The organism is Actinoplanes sp. HUAS TT8, assembly GCF_051380535.1.
Classification (GTDB): Bacteria; Actinomycetota; Actinomycetes; order Mycobacteriales; family Micromonosporaceae; genus Actinoplanes.
Window position 1 is genome coordinate 11,472,618 of sequence record NZ_CP195646.1, and the last position, 15,193, is coordinate 11,487,810.

A 15,193-nucleotide genomic window follows, 5' to 3' on the forward strand; every position below is an offset into this window, starting at 1 on the left:
CCTGGCACACCACGTTTCACAGAAGCGGCGGTATTGACCTGCCGCCGCGATAGGGACCTGAGGAGAACTGGTGCCGCTCCCGTCACTGAGCCCCGAGCAGCGCGCTGCCGCGCTGGAGAAGGCCGCGGAAGTTCGCAAGGCTCGGGCTGAGCTGAAGGAACAGCTCAAGTCCGGCAAGACCACCCTCGCCGCCGTGCTCGACCGCGCGGAGGGCGACGAGGTCGTCGGCAAGCTGAAGGTCTCGGCCGTGCTTCAGGCGCTGCCGGGCATCGGCAAGATCCGTGCGACCCAGATCATGGAGAAGCTGAAGATCGCCGAGAGCCGCCGGCTCCGGGGTCTCGGCGACCAGCAGCGTAAGGCCCTCCTGGGGGAGTTCGCTGCGAACTGACTCATCGGCTCGTGTAGGAATGAGCCGTGAGCATGGATGACGACGCGCGCCCGGCAGCACGCCTCACCGTCCTTTCCGGCCCCAGTGGGGTCGGGAAGGACAGCGTGATCGAGCTGATCCGGGCGCGCTCGCCTTGGATCCGGTTGTCGGTGTCGGTCACGACACGCAAGAAACGCGACTACGAGACCGACGGCGAGCACTATCACTTCGTAACCCGGTCCGAGTTCCAACGGCTGATCGATGGCGGACAGCTGCTGGAGTGGGCGGAATTCGCGGGCAACCTCTACGGGACGCCCCGCGCGCAGGTCGAGGGCTGGCTCCAACAGGGCCGGCCCGTTTTGTTGAAGATCGACCTGCAGGGAGCGCGTCAGGTGCGGGCCACCACGCCCGACGCCCAACTGGTCTTCCTCGCGCCACCGAGCAAGGAGGAGCTGCAGCGGCGGCTCATCGGCCGGGGCACCGACGACGAGGAGACGATCCGTCGCCGCCTCGCCCACGCCGACGAGGAGTTGGCCGCCGAGTCGGAGTTCGATTACACCGTGGTGAACGACTTCGTCGAGCGGGCGGCCGATGAGCTGGTAGGCTTGCTCGGTTCGTCATTCTTAGCGCCAGCTAGCATTAAGGAATTCTGAAAAGTGGGAACTGTCGCGAACCCCGAAGGCATCACCAACCCGCCGATCGACGAGCTGCTCGACAAGACCTCGTCGAAGTACTCGCTGGTGATCTTCGCGGCCAAGCGCGCCCGCCAGGTCAACGCCTACTACAGCCAGCTCGGTGAGGGCCTGCTGGAGTACGTGGGGCCGCTGGTCGAGACCACGCCGCAGGAGAAGCCGCTCTCCATCGCGATGCGCGAGATCAACGCCGGCCTGCTGACCGCCGAGCCGACCGACCACCCGTAGGACCGCATGTTTCCGGTGCCCTCTGTTCGCGGACGACGCGAACCGGGGGCACTCCGCGTATCCACCCGGGCCCGCGGGAACCCGGCCGGTCTCGTGAACCTGGAGTCGTGACGTGACTGAAGTCGTGCTCGGCGTCTGTGGCGGGATCGCCGCGTACAAGGCCTGTGAGCTGCTGCGGCTGTTCACCGAGTCCGGGCACGGGGTCCGCGTGGTGCCGACCGCCTCGGCGCTCAAGTTCGTCGGCGCGCCGACCTGGGCCGCGCTCTCCGGCCGCCCGGTCGCCACCGAGGTCTGGGACGACGCGCACGAGGTGCCGCACGTCCGGATCGGCCGCGCCGCCGAGCTCGTCGTGGTCGCCCCGGCCACCGCCGACATCCTGGCCAAGGCCGCCCACGGCATCGCCGACGACCTGCTCACCAACACGCTGCTGACCGCCACGTGCCCGGTCGTCTACGCCCCGGCGATGCACACCGAGATGTGGGAGAACCCGGCGACCCGGGCCAACGTCGCGACCCTGCGTTCGCGCGGCGCGATCGTCATCGAGCCCGCGGTCGGGCGGCTGACCGGTCAGGACACCGGCAAGGGCCGGCTCCCGGAGCCTTCGGCGATTTTCGAGTACGCGATGGGCGTACTCAGGAATGGTCTTGAAAAAGATCTTCAGGGGCGGCACGTGGTCGTGACCGCCGGCGGGACGCGCGAACCGCTCGACCCGGTGCGCTTCCTCGGGAACCGATCGTCCGGAAAACAGGGTTATGCGCTGGCCCGCGCCGCGCTGGCCCGGGGCGCCCGGGTGACGCTCGTCTCGGCCAATGTGACGCTGCCCGACCCGGCCGGTGCCGATCTGATCCGCGTGGGCACCACCGAGGAACTGCGCAAGGCCACCGTCGAGGCGTTCGCCTCGGCCGACGTCGTGGTGATGGCCGCCGCACCGGCCGACTTCCGCCCGGCGACGGTCGCCGACCAGAAGATCAAGAAGACCGACGACGGTACGCCGGCGCCGATCACCCTGGTCACGAACCCGGACATCGCCGCCGAACTGGGCGCCGCCAAACGTCCCGGCCAGTTGCTCGTCGCGTTCGCCGCGGAGACGCACGACGCGATCGAACACGCCCGGGTGAAAATGGCCCGAAAGCGGGCAGACCTCATCATCGTCAACGAAGTCGGCGTCGATCGCGTCTTCGGCCAGGACCGGAACACGGTCACTGTGCTGGGCGCGGACGGCCTCACCGAGGCCCTCGCCGAACTCTCCAAAGACGATGTGGCGGGTAGGATCTTGGACCACGTCGTGGACCGGCTGGAAACCCAGGTCGGCGACGGTCAACCGCTCTGATTACACTTCGCCGTTACCTGTTTTCGACAACTGAGGAGCACCGTGGCACGCCGCCTGTTCACTTCCGAGTCGGTCACGGAAGGCCACCCGGACAAGATCGCTGACCAGATCAGCGACGGGATTCTCGATGCCCTGCTCGCGCAGGACCCGCGCAGCCGTGTCGCGGTCGAGACCCTGATCACCACCGGCCAGGTGCACGTAGCGGGCGAGGTCACCACCCAGGCCTACGCCGACATCCCCAGCATCGTGCGCGACACCATCCTGCGGATCGGTTACGACTCGTCGAAGAAGGGCTTCGACGGCGCTTCCTGCGGCGTGAGCGTGTCCATCGGCTCGCAGTCGCCGGACATCGCGCAGGGCGTGGACAGCGCGATCGAGCTGCGCGAGGGTGACTCCGAGCACGTTCTGGACCAGCAGGGTGCCGGCGACCAGGGCATGATGTTCGGTTTCGCCTGCTCCGAGACCCCGGAGCTGATGCCGCTGCCGATCGCGCTGGCGCACCGGCTGGCCCGCCGGCTGTCGGCGGCGCGCAAGGACGGCACGATTCCGTACCTGCGCCCGGACGGCAAGACCCAGGTCACGATCGAGTACGACGGTCTGCGCCCGGTGCGTCTGGACACGGTGGTCGTCTCCTCCCAGCACGCGGCCGACATCTCCCTGGAGTCGCTGCTCACCCCGGACGTGCGGGACCACGTGATCAGCCCCGAGCTGGAGGGCCTGGGCCTGGACACCGACGGTTACCGGCTGCTGGTCAACCCGACCGGTCGCTTCGAGATCGGTGGCCCGATGGGTGACGCCGGCCTGACCGGCCGGAAGATCATCGTCGACACGTACGGCGGGTACGCCCGTCACGGTGGTGGCGCGTTCTCCGGCAAGGACCCGTCGAAGGTCGACCGTTCCGCGGCGTACGCGATGCGCTGGGTCGCCAAGAACGTCGTCGCCGCCGGTCTGGCCGAGCGGTGCGAGACCCAGGTCGCCTACGCGATCGGCAAGGCCCACCCGGTCAGCCTGTTCGTCGAGACCTTCGGCACCGAGAACGTGCCGGTCGAGCGGATCGAGAAGGCCATCAAGGAGGTCTTCGACCTGCGCCCGGCCGCGATCATCCGCGACCTGGACCTGCTGCGCCCGATCTACCAGCAGACCGCTGCGTACGGTCACTTCGGCCGCGAGCTGCCCGACCTCAAGTGGGAGAGCACCGAGCGCGCCCAGGATCTGAAGAACGCCGCTTCCTGACGGCTTTTTCCTCCGGAACGGCGCCCCGCAACGGGCGCCGTTCTGCGTTCCGCCCCTGAGCCCGATCGGGCTCATCGAGGATTTGCGTAAGGTTCGCATGGGACCGCGCCGGCCTACGCGAAGCTGCCCGGCCCGCTGAGCCGCCGGATCATGCCGGGACCAGGGCCGGGAAGACCTTCCGGAGCACCGGCATGATCCATCCGGCCCCGCCGCCGACCGCTCCGCCGGCCAGCCACAGCATGCTGCAGGCGGCGTCGAGCGGATCGGTCCCGGGGTCGGCCGCGACCTGCAGAACGAGCACGGCGTGATGCCGGGCGAGCGTCTCCCGATGGTCGGCGAGAAAGGCCCCGGTGACCTCGGCCGGCATCGTCGGCATCGGCGGCAGCCGGGCCTCGATCCGTTCGCGGGTGCCGGGCGGCAGCGGCTCGCCGCGGTACAGGGCGGCCATCGCCTCCGCCACCTCGGGCATCTCGCGGATCCCGGCCGCGGTCAGCACCAGATCGGCCGCCCACCGGGTGATCGCCCGCAGGACGGGCGGGTCGGCCGCGGCCAGGCCGGTGGCGACCTGATTGTCGACCTCGGCGATCAGGTGAACCCGCTCCGGCAGGTCGCGCAGCGGGGTGAGCACGCCGTCCGTACCCCGCAGCGGTTCGCGATCGAAGATCGGGTCCTCCGGGTCGACCCAGGACTCCCGTACCTCGCGAAGCTCCTCGACGGCCTCGGTGATCTCCTCGGCGGTCAGCGCGGCCACCACCCCCGTACGGTGCCAGTACGCGGCGTCGCCGGTGGTCTGGCGCACCACCCGGTCGTCGTCGGCCGGCCAGAACTGCAGCAGCAGCCACTCCTCGGTCTCGCCGTCACCCCGCGACGAGTACCGCACCCGGTAGTAGCCGGGTGGCAGGTCGAGCGGACCGGCCGACTGGTCGAACCCGCTCAGCCACAGATCGTCCACCCAGGTGGCGAAGCCGGCCTCGACGATCTCGGTCCACTCGTCGCCCGGCTCCGGGGCGTCGGTGTGCAGTTCGACCCGGACCGGGACGTTCGCCGTGTGCAGCCGAGTGCGGATCCTCAGCACCTCCGGATCGGCGGCCCCGAGCAGGCCGTTGATCTGGCCGCGCCACGGGGCGTCCTCGTCCCCGGGCTGCCCGTCGTCGGCCTGGGCCGACCTCAGGTCGAGGAAGCCGTAATGCACGCCGATCGCCTGGTCCAGCAGCACCGATACCAGCATGTGCCCAGGATCGCAGCGGTCCGGGCGGCGGTGGGCGGCCTCGCCCGAAAGATCTTGTCGGGGGGTGCGGGCAGAATGTTCGGCGATGGTGGCCAAGAGTGTGCGAGCGGAACGGGAGCCGGCGGAACGTCTGCCGGTGGCGCGAGTGTGTGTCGACCTTCAGCTGCCGCACCTGGATCGGCCGTTCGACTACCTGGTTGCCGGCGCCGACGACGAGGCCGCGCAGCCGGGGGTGCGGGTCAAGGTCCGGTTTGCCGGGCAGCTGGTCAGCGGGTTCCTGCTGGAGCGGGTCGAGTTTTCCGAGCATCAGGGCAAGCTGGCGTTCCTGGAGAAGGTGGTCTCGGCCGAGCGGGTGCTCGATCCGGAGGTCGTGCGGCTGGCGCGGGCGGTGGCCGATCGTTATGCGGGCAGCCTGGCCGACGTGCTGCGCCTGGCCGTCCCGCCGCGTCACGCCCGGGTGGAGGCGCAGGCCCTTGCGGCCGTCGACCCCGAGCCGGTCCCGTCGCCGGCCGGCGGCTGGGATTCGTACGCGGCCGGCCCGGCCTACCTCAAAGCGCTGGAGGAGGGCCGCCCCGCCCGGGCCGTCTGGTCGGCCCTGCCGGGCGAGGACTGGCCGGCCCGGATAGCCGAGGCCGCCGCGGCCACCGTCAAGGGCGGCCGCGGCGTGGTCATCGTCGTCGCCGACGCCCGCGACCTGGACCGGGTCGACCGGGCGCTGGCCGCCGCCCTGGGCCCGGGCCGGCACGTCGCGCTGAACGCGGCCCTCGGCCCGGCCGAGCGATACCGGCGCTTCCTGGCCGCGAGCCGCCACCAGGTGCCGGTGGTCGCCGGCACCCGGGCCGCGATGTGGGCCCCGGCCGCCGACCTCGGGCTGGTGGTGATCTGGGACGACGGCGACGACCTGCACTCCGAGCCCCGCTCGCCCTACCCGCACGCCCGCGACGTGCTCCTCACCCGCTCCCGGCTGGCCGACTGCGCCGCCCTGGTCGGCGGCTTCGCCCGGACCGGGGAGGCCCAGCTGCTCCTGGAGACCGGCTGGGCCAGGGAGATCGTCGCCGACCGGGCCGTGCTGCGGCGCCGCCAGCCGGCCATCTCGCCGACCGGCGACGACCCGCAGCTGGCCCGCGACCCGGGCGCGGTCACCGCCCGTCTGCCCAGCCTGGCCTGGCTGACCGCCAAGCAGGCGCTGCAGGAGGGCCATCCGGTCCTGGTCCAGGTGCCGCGCCGGGGTTATCTGCCGTCGGTGGCGTGCGCCGAGTGCCGCACCCCGGCCCGCTGCCCGCACTGTTCCGGGCCGCTCGGCCTGCAGGGCGCGCACGACGTCCCGATCTGTCACTGGTGCGGGCGCGGCTCGGCCGCCTACGCGTGCCCCAACTGCGGGGAGCGCCGGCTGCGGGCCTCGGTGATCGGCGCCCGGCGGACGGCCGAGGAGCTGGGCCGGGCGTTCGCCGGTGTGCCGATCCGTACATCCGGCCGGGACGAGATCTTGGACACGGTGCCGGGCGAGCCGGCGATCGTCGTGGCGACCCCGGGGGCCGAGCCGGTGGCCGAGGGTGGGTACGGCGCGGTGCTGCTGCTCGACACCTGGGCGCTGCTGAGCCGGGCCGACCTGCGCGCCGCCGAGGAGACGATGCGGCGCTGGCTGAACGCGTCGGCGCTGGCCCGGCCGGGCGGGCAGGGCGGCCGGGTGATCGTGGTGGCGGACGGTTCGCTGGCCCCGGTGCAGGCCCTGCTGCGCTGGGACCCGGGCTGGTTCGCCGCCCGTGAGCTGGCCGAACGCCGCGAGTTGGGCTTCCCCCCGGCCGCCCGGATGGCCAGCGTGACCGGCCCCGCGCCGGCCGTCGCCGAGCTGTTGACCATCGCCGACCTGCCGGACGGCACCGAGCAGCTGGGCCCGGTCCCGGCCCGCGACGACCAGGAACGGATGCTGTTGCGGGTGTCCCGGTCGGGGGCCGCCGGCCTGGCCCACGCGCTGCACGTGGCGGCCGGGGTGCGCAGCGCGCGTAAAGCGGCGGTCGCCGTCCGCATCCAGGTGGACCCGGCCGAGCTCTTCTGAGGCCGGCCCTCCTCCGGCGCGTTCCACGAGGCGGAACCCGGGTCCGTAGACTGTTCCGCAGTCGTTTTCCCACTGCTCTAGGAGTACCGCCGAGTGACCGTCCAGCCCATCCGTCTCTTCGGCGACCCGGTGCTGCGCACTGAGGCCGACGCGGTCGTCGATTTCGACAAGGAACTGCGCAAACTGGTCAAGGACCTGACCGACACCATGCTCGACGAGGGCGGTGCCGGCCTGGCCGCCCCGCAGCTCGGCGTCGGCCTGCGCGTGTTCACCTTCGACGTCGACGACGTGGTCGGGCACATCGTCAACCCGGTGCTGTCGTTCCCGGACGAGGAGGAGCAGGACGGCCCCGAGGGCTGCCTCTCCATCCCGGGCATCTACATCGACACCAAGCGCCGGCAGAACGTGGTGGCGAACGGTTTCAACGAGCACGGCGACCCGATCCAGCTGGTCGGCACCGGGCTGATGGCCCGCTGTGTGCAGCACGAGACCGACCACCTGGACGGCGTGCTCTTCCTGGACCGGCTGGACTCGGCCTCCCGCAAGGACGCGATGAAGCAGATCCGCTCGGCCGAGTGGTACGACGCGGCCAAGCCCCCCACCATCAAGGAGAGCCCGCACAGCCGGGGCATCTTCGGGCTGGGCCGGTGACCCGATGCGCCTGATCTTCGCCGGCACGCCCGAGGTGGCGCTGCCCAGCCTGGACGCGATCGCCGCGTCCGGGCACGACCTGATCGCCGTGATCACCCGCCCGGACGCCCCGGCCGGTCGTGGCCGTCGCCTGGTGCGCTCGCCGGCCGGCGCGTGGGCCGACGAGCGTGGCATCGAGGTGCTGACGCCGGAGCGGCCGCGCGAGCCCGAGTTCCAGGCCCGGCTGCGCGAGCTGGCCCCCGACTGTGTGCCCGTGGTGGCGTACGGCGCCCTGGTCCCGCCCTCGGCCCTGGAGATCCCCAAGCACGGCTGGGTGAATCTGCACTTCTCACTGCTGCCCGCCTGGCGCGGCGCGGCGCCGGTGCAGCACGCCGTCCTGCACGGCGACGAGGTGACCGGGGCCAGCGTCTTCGAGCTGGAGGCGGGGCTGGACACCGGCCCGGTCTACGGCACGCTGACCGACCAGATCCGTTTCAACGACACCTCGGGTGACCTGCTCGGGCGGCTCGCCCACGAGGGCGCGGGGCTGCTCGTCGCCGTGCTCGACGCGATCGAGGCGGGCACCGCCCGGGCCCATCCGCAGCCGCACGACGGGGTCAGCCTGGCCCCGAAGCTCACCGCCGACGACGCCCGGGTCCGCTGGTCGGACCCGGCGTTCGCGGTGGACCGGCGGATCCGGGCGTGCACCCCGGCCCCGGGCGCGTGGACGACGCTGCGGGAGGACCGGCTGAAGCTGGGCCCGGTCCGGCCGGTGGCCAACGCGCCGCACCTGCCGCCGGGCGAGCTGCGGGTGGAGCGCAATCAGGTGCTGGCCGGCACGGCGACGACGCCGGTGCAGCTGGGTGAGGTCCGCGCGGCGGGCAAGAAACCGATGGCCGCGACCGACTGGGCGCGGGGCATGCGTATCGAACCAGGGGAGAAGCTCGCGTGACGGAACACAGGGCTTCACGGCCGCACAGCGCCGGCCCACGACGGCCGTCCGGGCCGGGAGATCATCGCGATCAGCGCAGTGGCCGGGCGCCGCGCGCGGGTCGCCCGCCGTCCGACCCGGCTCGCCAGGCGGCGTATGAGGCGATCGCCGCCGTCAACCGCGACGACGCGTACGCGAATCTGGTCCTCTCCGACATCATCGACGGATTCGGACTGCAGGGGCGGGATGCGGCGTTCGCCACCGAGCTGACCTACGGCACGCTGCGGGCGCTCGGCACCCTCGACCTGATCATCGCCCAGGCCGCCGGCCGCGAGGTCGCGCGGATCGACCCGCCGGCCCGCGACGCGCTGCGCCTCGGGGCCTACCAGCTGCTCTACACCCGGGTCCCGTCGCACGCCGCGGTCAACCAGACGGTCGACCTGGTCCGTTCGGTGGCCCCGGCCGCGTCCGGTTTCGCCAACGCGGTGATGCGCACGATCTCCGAGACGACCCTGGAGACGTGGCTGGAGCGGGTCACCCCGAAGTACGAGGACGACCCGGTCGGCAACCTGGCCGCCCAGCACCACCATCCGCAGTGGATCGTCCGCGCATTCGCCGAGGCCCTCGGCGGCGACCTGGAGGAGACCCAGCGGCTGCTGATCGAGGACAACCAGCCGCCGGCCGTGCACCTGTGCGCCCGTCCCGGGCGGGCCGACGCGATCGAGCTGGCCGACGAGGTCGGCGGCGTCCCCGGGGCGTTCTCGCCGTACGCGGTGTACCTGAGCGGCGGCGCCCCGCGTGACCTGGCCGCCATCCGCGAGGGCCGCGCCCACGTCCAGGACGAGGGCTCCCAGCTGGTCGCCGCCGCGCTGCTGGCCGCCCCGATCGAGGGCCGGGACACCCGCTGGCTGGACCTGTGCGCCGGCCCGGGCGGCAAGACCGGCCTGATCGGTGCGATCGCCGCCGGCCGGGGCGCCGAGGTGACCGCGGTCGAGGTGGCCGAGCACCGGGCCCGCCTGGTCGAGCAGGCCACCGAGGGCATGCCGGTGACGGTCTTCCCGATGGACGGGCGTTCGGTCGGCCGGGACCCCGACCTGCCCGAGGAGGCGTTCGACCGGGTGCTCGTCGACGCGCCGTGCACCGGGCTGGGCTCGCTGCGGCGCCGTCCCGAGTCGCGCTGGCGCCGCCAGCCGGCCGACCTGCCGCCGCTCACCCGTCTGCAGCGGGAACTGCTGGTGGCGGCGTTGCGGGCGGTCCGGCCGGGCGGCGTGGTGGCCTACGTGACCTGCTCGCCGCATATGGTGGAGACCCAGGTGACGGTGAGCGAGGGGGCCCGGCGCAGCGGCGTCGAGGTGGACTTCGTCGATGCCCGGCCGCTGCTGCCGCCGGGGATGCCGGGGCTGGGCGCCGGGCCGACGGTGCAGCTGTGGCCGCACCGGCACGGGACGGACGCGATGTTCCTGGCGGTCCTGCGCCGCACGAGCTGATCCGAGAAGGCCGCCGGGCCCACCCCGGCGGCCTTTCCACAGGCCCCGCCTTTGTCCACAGGCTTGCCGACCGGTCCGGGCCGAGGTTTTACACTTCAGCGGTGACGTCATCGCCGATCATCGCGCCGAGCATCCTCGCCTCCGATTTCTCCCGGCTCGCCGACGAGGTGCACGCCATCGAGGGGGCCGCCGACTGGGTGCACGTGGACGTCATGGACAACCACTTCGTGCCCAACCTCACGCTCGGCCTGCCGATCGTGCAGAGCCTGCGCCGGGCGACGAACATCCCGTTCGACGTGCACCTGATGATCACCGACCCCGACCGCTGGGCCCCGGGCTACGCGGAGGCGGGGGCGTACAACGTGACGTTCCACGCCGAGGCCGCGGACAACCCGGTGGCGCTGGCCAAGACGCTGCGCGCGGCCGGCGCCAAGGCGGGCCTGGCCATCGACCGGGATACCCCCGTCGAGCCGTACTTGGAGTTGTTGCCCTATCTGGACACCGTCCTGATCATGACGATCAAGGCCGGGTTCGGCGGGCAGAAGTTCATGCCCGAGATGCTCGACAAGGTGCGTGACGTGCGGCGTCGCATCTCCGTCGGCCATCTCGACATCCGCCTGGAGGTCGACGGCGGCATCGCCGCGGACACCATCGAGCAGGCCGCCGAGGCCGGTGCGGACGCGTTCGTGGCGGGCACCGCCGTCTATGGGGCTGCCGATCCGGCCGAGGCCGTGCGTAAGCTTCGTGCACTGGCCGCCGAGCGCATGGGGAACTCGATGTGAGTAACGCCGAGCCGGGGCCCGTGGTCGACGACCTCGGGCTCGACGACGACGAGAACCGTCCCGATCTCATCCTGGTCGTCGACGACGATCAGGACATCGCCAGCTTCGTCGAGTTCAACCTCAAGGTCCAGGGCTTCGAGGTGATCCGCGCCCGCGACGGGCAGGAGGCGCTCGACTTGATGGAGACGCACCGGCCCGACCTGGCCGTCGTCGACTGGATGATGCCGCGGATGGACGGCGTCGAGCTGATCCGCGCGCTCCGCGCCGACCCGCTGACCTCGGCCCTCCCGGTGATCATGCTCACCGCCAAGAGCATGACCGGCGACAAGGTGGTGGGCCTGACCACCGGCGCCGACGACTACCTGACCAAGCCGTTCGACACCGCCGAGCTGATCGCCCGGGTCTCCACCACGCTCAAGCGCAACAAGGAGTTCCGCGAGGTCTCCCCACTGACCGGCCTGCCCGGCAACGCCCGGGTCCGCCGCGAGATCGCCGACCGGATCCGCACGGGCGGCGACTACTCGGTCGGTTACATCGACATCGACCGATTCAAAAGCGTCAACGACGTGTACGGTTTCGACCGCGGCGACGAGTTCATCGGCGCCATGGCCCGCAGCCTCCAGCGCGCCAGTGCCTCCACCGGCAAGCCGTCGATCTTCCTCGGCCACATCGGCGGCGACGACTTCGTCTTCATCTGCCACCCCGACCAGGTGCTGCCGCTCACCAAGAGCATGGTGACCGATTTCGAGTCGGCCGCCGACCGTCTCTACGACCAGCGCGACGCCCAGCGCGGCTACATCGAGGTCCCCGACCGCCGCGGCAACAAGCAGCGGGCCGCCCTGGTCACGCTCTCGATCGGCGTCGCCCAGGCCACCGCCGGCGGCCGCCAGTTCGCCGACCCCCGCATGGTCATCGCCGTCGCCTCCGAGATGAAGAAGGTCGCGAAGTCGCAGCCGGGTTCCTACGTGGCCATCGACCGGCGTCGTTCCGAGGCCGAATAAGATCAAGATCAAATTCTTCATGTCCTAGGTCCGCCGGGGTACAGACCGTCGCTCCCGCGGGGACCCTTCCGGGCTGAGCAGGGCGCTGGCGCGCCCAGAACGCCCAGCCCGAAAGGGCGATGTCCGTGGGTGGTTGCGGTCAAGGCAAAAACCCCGGTCAGGCAACCCGGCGCGAAAGCATGCCCCGTGGGTGGGCGGCCCGGGGTGGGCGTGCTCCCCGGCTGAGGTGATCAGGCGGCCCGGGGCGGAGCGTAGGACGGGACGTACTCCTGGCCGGTCAGGGACTGGATCGCGGAGATCAGCTCGTCGGTCAGATGGCGGGCATCCTTGGCCGACTCGACCTTGACCGGAATCGGCAGCCCGAACGTCAGGGTGATCGGGCGCGGGCGGGGGAACCGGTGCCCGGCCGGGCGGATGTGGTCGGTGCCGGTGATGCCCACCGGGACCACCGGGACTCCGGCCTGGGCGGCCAGGCGGACGGCGCCGGTGCGGCCACGGTAGAGGCGGCCGTCCGGGGAGCGGGTGCCTTCCGGGAAGACGGCGACCAGGCCGCCGGCCCTGAGGATCGGGACCGCGGCGTCGAAGGCGGTGAGGACCGCGCGTCCGCCGGCCCGTTCGACCGGGATGGCACCCATGCCGGTGACCACCCGGCGGGTGAGGTTGCCGCGGAGGCCGGGGGAGCGGAAGTACTCCGCCTTGGCCCAGAACGCGACGTGCCGCGGGGTGTTGACGCCGAGGAAGAGCTGGTCGGCGATGGCGTGATGGTTGGAGCAGAGGATCGCGCCCGAGTCGCCCGGGATGTTCTCCAGGCCCGTCACGGTCGTCGGCCAGAGCGTGCGCAAGAGGGTGCCCAGGGTGCGGTGCGCGCCGGCGTAGAGGGGTGGCATGCGGTTCATGGATGACCTTCCGGGTGCGCGTCGGAGGGATTCATGGGGGGCCCAGGTGGGCGGTCAGGGTGGCGTCGACGAACGGGAGCGGGTCGGTGGCGTCGGTGGCCAGGGTCAGGGAGCCCCAGTTCCACAGCTGCGCCGTGCCGTGCAGGGCGGCCCAGATCGCCGCGGCGGTCACCCGTGGCGGCACGCCGGAGTCCGGGCGGGCGGCCGCGACCAGGCCGGTGAGCTGCCGGAAGAGCGGGAGGGAAGCGTCACGCAGGCCCAGTTCGCCACCGCTGGTCAGCAGATCGTGCCGGAACATCAGCTCGAACATGCTGCGGTTGGTGGCGGCGAATCGTACGTACAGATAAGCAATTGTCGTGATTTTGATTCTCGGATCCTCCGGAGTGGTCCGCAGGGCGGCCGTGACCTGCTCGGAGAAGTCGGCGAAGCCGGAGCGCGCGATCGCCGACAGCAGCGTCAGGTGGGTCGGGAAGTAGCGGCGCGGGGCGCCGTGCGAGACCCCGGCGCGGCGGGCGATCTCACGCAGTGAGAGGGCGCCGGGACTTTCCGTGCGCAACAACTCGGCCCCGACTCGCACCAGTCGATCACGTAACGCGTCGTCAGGGGGCATAGACAGTGTCTACCAGAGCGCGTAGACACTGTCTACGACAGGTGCGCGGACGCGTCCGGTCTGAAATTCTCGGGGCATGGACGTCGACGCGCTTCGTGCCGGCACTCCCGGGTGCCGCCATCGGATTCATCTCAACAACGCGGGCGCGGCCCTGATGTCGCAGGAAACCCTGGACACCGTCGTCGGGCACCTGCGGCGGGAGGCCGAGATCGGCGGCTACGAGGCGGCCGGGGAAGCCGCCGGACGGGTCGCCGCGGTCTACTCCGGACTGGCCGAGCTGCTCGGCGGCCGGGCCGACGAGTTCGCCCTCTTCGACAACGCGTCGCACGCCTGGCAGGCCGCGTTCTACGCGGTGCCGCTGCGGGCCGGCGACCGGGTGCTGACCGGCCGCAACGAGTACGGCAGCAACGTCCTGTCCTACCTGCAGGCGGCGAAACGGGTCGGCGCCGAGGTCGTCGTCGTGCCGAACGACGAAGACGGGCAGATCGACACGTTCGCCCTGGCCGGCCTGATCGACGAGCGCACGAGACTGATCGGGCTGACCCACGTGCCGACCGCCGGTGGTCTGGTCAACCCCGCCTCCGACGTCGGGCGCATCGCCCGGGCGGCCGGCGTGCCGTTCCTGCTCGACGCCACCCAGTCGGTCGGCCAGTTCCCGGTCGACGTCGAGGAGATCGGCTGCGACTTCCTCTGCGGCACCGGGCGCAAGTTCCTGCGCGGGCCGCGCGGCACCGGCTTCCTGTGGGTGCGCAGCGGGATCCTGGACCGGCTCGACCCGCACATCGTGGAGATCGAGTCGGCCGACTGGGACGGGGCCCGCGGCTTCGACTGGGTGCCGGGCGCGCAGCGGTTCGCCACCTGGGAGATGAACTACGCCGCGGTGCTCGGCCTCGGCGCGGCCGTGGATCAGGCGCTCAACCTGGGGCTGGACGAGATCGGCAAGCGCACCTCGGAGCTCGGCGACCGGATGCGCGGGGTCCTGGAGGACATTCCCGGCATCACCGTGCACGACCTCGGGCGCCGGCAGTGCGCGATCGTCACCGCCACCGTCGAGGGCGTGGAGTCGGCCGAGGTGGTGACCCGGCTGGCCGACTCCGGGGTCAACGTGACCAGCACCGTGCCGGCGCACCAGCAGTTCGACACCGAGGATCGGAACCTGCCGCCGATGGTCCGGTTCTCGCCGCACTACTACAACACCGAGGACGAGGTCGAGCACGCCGCGGCCCTGGTCGGAGCCATGATCGATAAGAGGTTGTGACATCGCAGACTCGCGGGGTGGCAAATCCGCGATCGCGTGCAAGACTCGGAGGTAACCCACCACGCGCTGGCGGGACTCGGTGAAATTCCGAACCGGCGGTGATCTGCTGCGTAAGCGGCGGTAAGCCCGCGACCCGGACGTCATGACCATGGCGGCCGGTGGACCTGGTGAGATTCCGGGGCCGACGGTTGATCGGGCGTGAGCTCGGTCAGACAGTCCGGATGGGAGACAGCGCGCGGAATCGGACGGGTGTGCCCTCGACGGCCACATCCACCGGAGGGGGCCGCTGTCCGGGCCTCATCCAGTCCGGGGTGCGCGAAGCGTACCCTCGGTGTCCTTTTCCTGGCGTTTTCTCCCTCTCAAGCTCGCCGCGCGTGATACGGCCGCGTGGCAGTTTGTTTTTTGCGCGGCTGGGATGGCCGCGCGACTTTCTTGCGCGACCGGGACGGCTGCGCGACTCACGT

At 71.6% G+C, this 15,193-nt stretch carries 15 protein-coding genes and 1 riboswitch; of the genes, 12 read left to right on the forward strand and 3 right to left on the reverse strand.

All coding sequences use genetic code 11. From position 1 onward, the window contains the following. Positions 1–70: 70 nt before the first annotated feature. From mihF to metK, 5 genes are all read left to right on the forward strand, one after another. Positions 71–388 carry an integration host factor, actinobacterial type gene (gene mihF, locus ACSHV8_RS51245; protein WP_067705076.1) on the forward strand — a complete coding sequence of 106 codons (318 nt, stop codon included), beginning with the start codon at positions 71–73 and terminating at the stop codon, positions 386–388. Between the two features lie 32 nt (positions 389–420). Continuing rightward, complete coding sequence (gmk, locus tag ACSHV8_RS51250) at positions 421–1,020, forward strand: guanylate kinase (RefSeq protein WP_436527912.1); 600 nt, start codon at positions 421–423, stop codon at positions 1,018–1,020. Positions 1,021–1,023: 3 nt separating this feature from the next. Further along, complete coding sequence (gene rpoZ / locus ACSHV8_RS51255; protein WP_067705078.1) at positions 1,024–1,287, forward strand: DNA-directed RNA polymerase subunit omega; 264 nt, start codon at positions 1,024–1,026, stop codon at positions 1,285–1,287. A 112-nt stretch (positions 1,288–1,399) separates the two neighbouring features. Beyond that, positions 1,400–2,617, forward strand: a complete 1,218-nt coding sequence (gene coaBC, locus ACSHV8_RS51260) for a bifunctional phosphopantothenoylcysteine decarboxylase/phosphopantothenate--cysteine ligase CoaBC (protein ID WP_436527913.1) — start codon at positions 1,400–1,402, stop codon at positions 2,615–2,617. A 42-nt stretch (positions 2,618–2,659) separates the two neighbouring features. Further along, complete coding sequence (gene metK, locus ACSHV8_RS51265) at positions 2,660–3,850, forward strand: methionine adenosyltransferase (protein WP_436527915.1); 1,191 nt, start codon at positions 2,660–2,662, stop codon at positions 3,848–3,850. Positions 3,851–3,998: 148 nt separating this feature from the next. On the opposite strand, the gene ACSHV8_RS51270 is transcribed toward metK, so the two are convergent. Continuing rightward, a complete protein-coding gene (locus ACSHV8_RS51270; RefSeq protein WP_436527916.1) occupies positions 3,999–5,078 on the reverse strand; it encodes a hypothetical protein in 1,080 nt (359 codons plus the stop codon). Positions 5,079–5,163: 85 nt separating this feature from the next. Here ACSHV8_RS51270 and ACSHV8_RS51275 point away from each other — a divergent pair, with 85 nt between their 5' ends. From ACSHV8_RS51275 to ACSHV8_RS51300, 6 genes are all read left to right on the forward strand, one after another. After that, positions 5,164–7,134, forward strand: a complete 1,971-nt coding sequence (locus ACSHV8_RS51275; protein WP_436527918.1) for a primosomal protein N' — start codon at positions 5,164–5,166, stop codon at positions 7,132–7,134. 93 nt (positions 7,135–7,227) lie between these two features. After that, positions 7,228–7,785, forward strand: coding sequence for a peptide deformylase (gene def / locus ACSHV8_RS51280; RefSeq protein WP_436527919.1), 558 nt, complete (start codon positions 7,228–7,230; stop codon positions 7,783–7,785). A gap of 4 nt (positions 7,786–7,789) precedes the next feature. Next, positions 7,790–8,716 (forward strand): methionyl-tRNA formyltransferase, encoded by a 927-nt coding sequence (gene fmt / locus ACSHV8_RS51285; RefSeq protein ID WP_436527921.1) that lies wholly within the window; start codon positions 7,790–7,792, stop codon positions 8,714–8,716. Beyond that, positions 8,671–10,182, forward strand: coding sequence for an RsmB/NOP family class I SAM-dependent RNA methyltransferase (locus tag ACSHV8_RS51290; RefSeq protein WP_436537356.1), 1,512 nt, complete (start codon positions 8,671–8,673; stop codon positions 10,180–10,182). The genes fmt and ACSHV8_RS51290 overlap by 46 nt, the downstream gene beginning before the upstream one ends. Before the next feature lie 101 nt (positions 10,183–10,283). Beyond that, complete coding sequence (gene rpe / locus ACSHV8_RS51295; protein ID WP_436527922.1) at positions 10,284–10,964, forward strand: ribulose-phosphate 3-epimerase; 681 nt, start codon at positions 10,284–10,286, stop codon at positions 10,962–10,964. Continuing rightward, on the forward strand, positions 10,961–11,965 hold the full coding sequence (locus ACSHV8_RS51300; RefSeq protein WP_436527924.1) for a GGDEF domain-containing response regulator: 1,005 nt from the start codon (positions 10,961–10,963) through the stop codon (positions 11,963–11,965). Before rpe ends, ACSHV8_RS51300 begins: the two co-directional genes overlap by 4 nt. A 230-nt stretch (positions 11,966–12,195) precedes the next feature. Here ACSHV8_RS51300 and ACSHV8_RS51305 read toward each other — a convergent pair whose 3' ends face one another. Both ACSHV8_RS51305 and ACSHV8_RS51310 read right to left on the reverse strand, forming a co-directional pair. After that, a complete protein-coding gene (locus ACSHV8_RS51305) occupies positions 12,196–12,852 on the reverse strand; it encodes a lysophospholipid acyltransferase family protein (RefSeq protein WP_436537358.1) in 657 nt (218 codons plus the stop codon). Positions 12,853–12,892: 40 nt separating this feature from the next. Then, positions 12,893–13,471, reverse strand: coding sequence for a TetR/AcrR family transcriptional regulator (locus ACSHV8_RS51310; RefSeq protein ID WP_436527926.1), 579 nt, complete (start codon positions 13,469–13,471; stop codon positions 12,893–12,895). 76 nt (positions 13,472–13,547) lie between these two features. Here ACSHV8_RS51310 and ACSHV8_RS51315 point away from each other — a divergent pair, with 76 nt between their 5' ends. Further along, the gene (locus tag ACSHV8_RS51315) at positions 13,548–14,729 is read left to right on the forward strand and encodes an aminotransferase class V-fold PLP-dependent enzyme (RefSeq protein WP_436527928.1); all 1,182 of its coding nucleotides are present in this window, start codon (positions 13,548–13,550) and stop codon (positions 14,727–14,729) included. Positions 14,730–14,790: 61 nt separating this feature from the next. Further along, positions 14,791–14,966, forward strand: a riboswitch (FMN riboswitch). Positions 14,967–15,193: the final 227 nt, after the last annotated feature.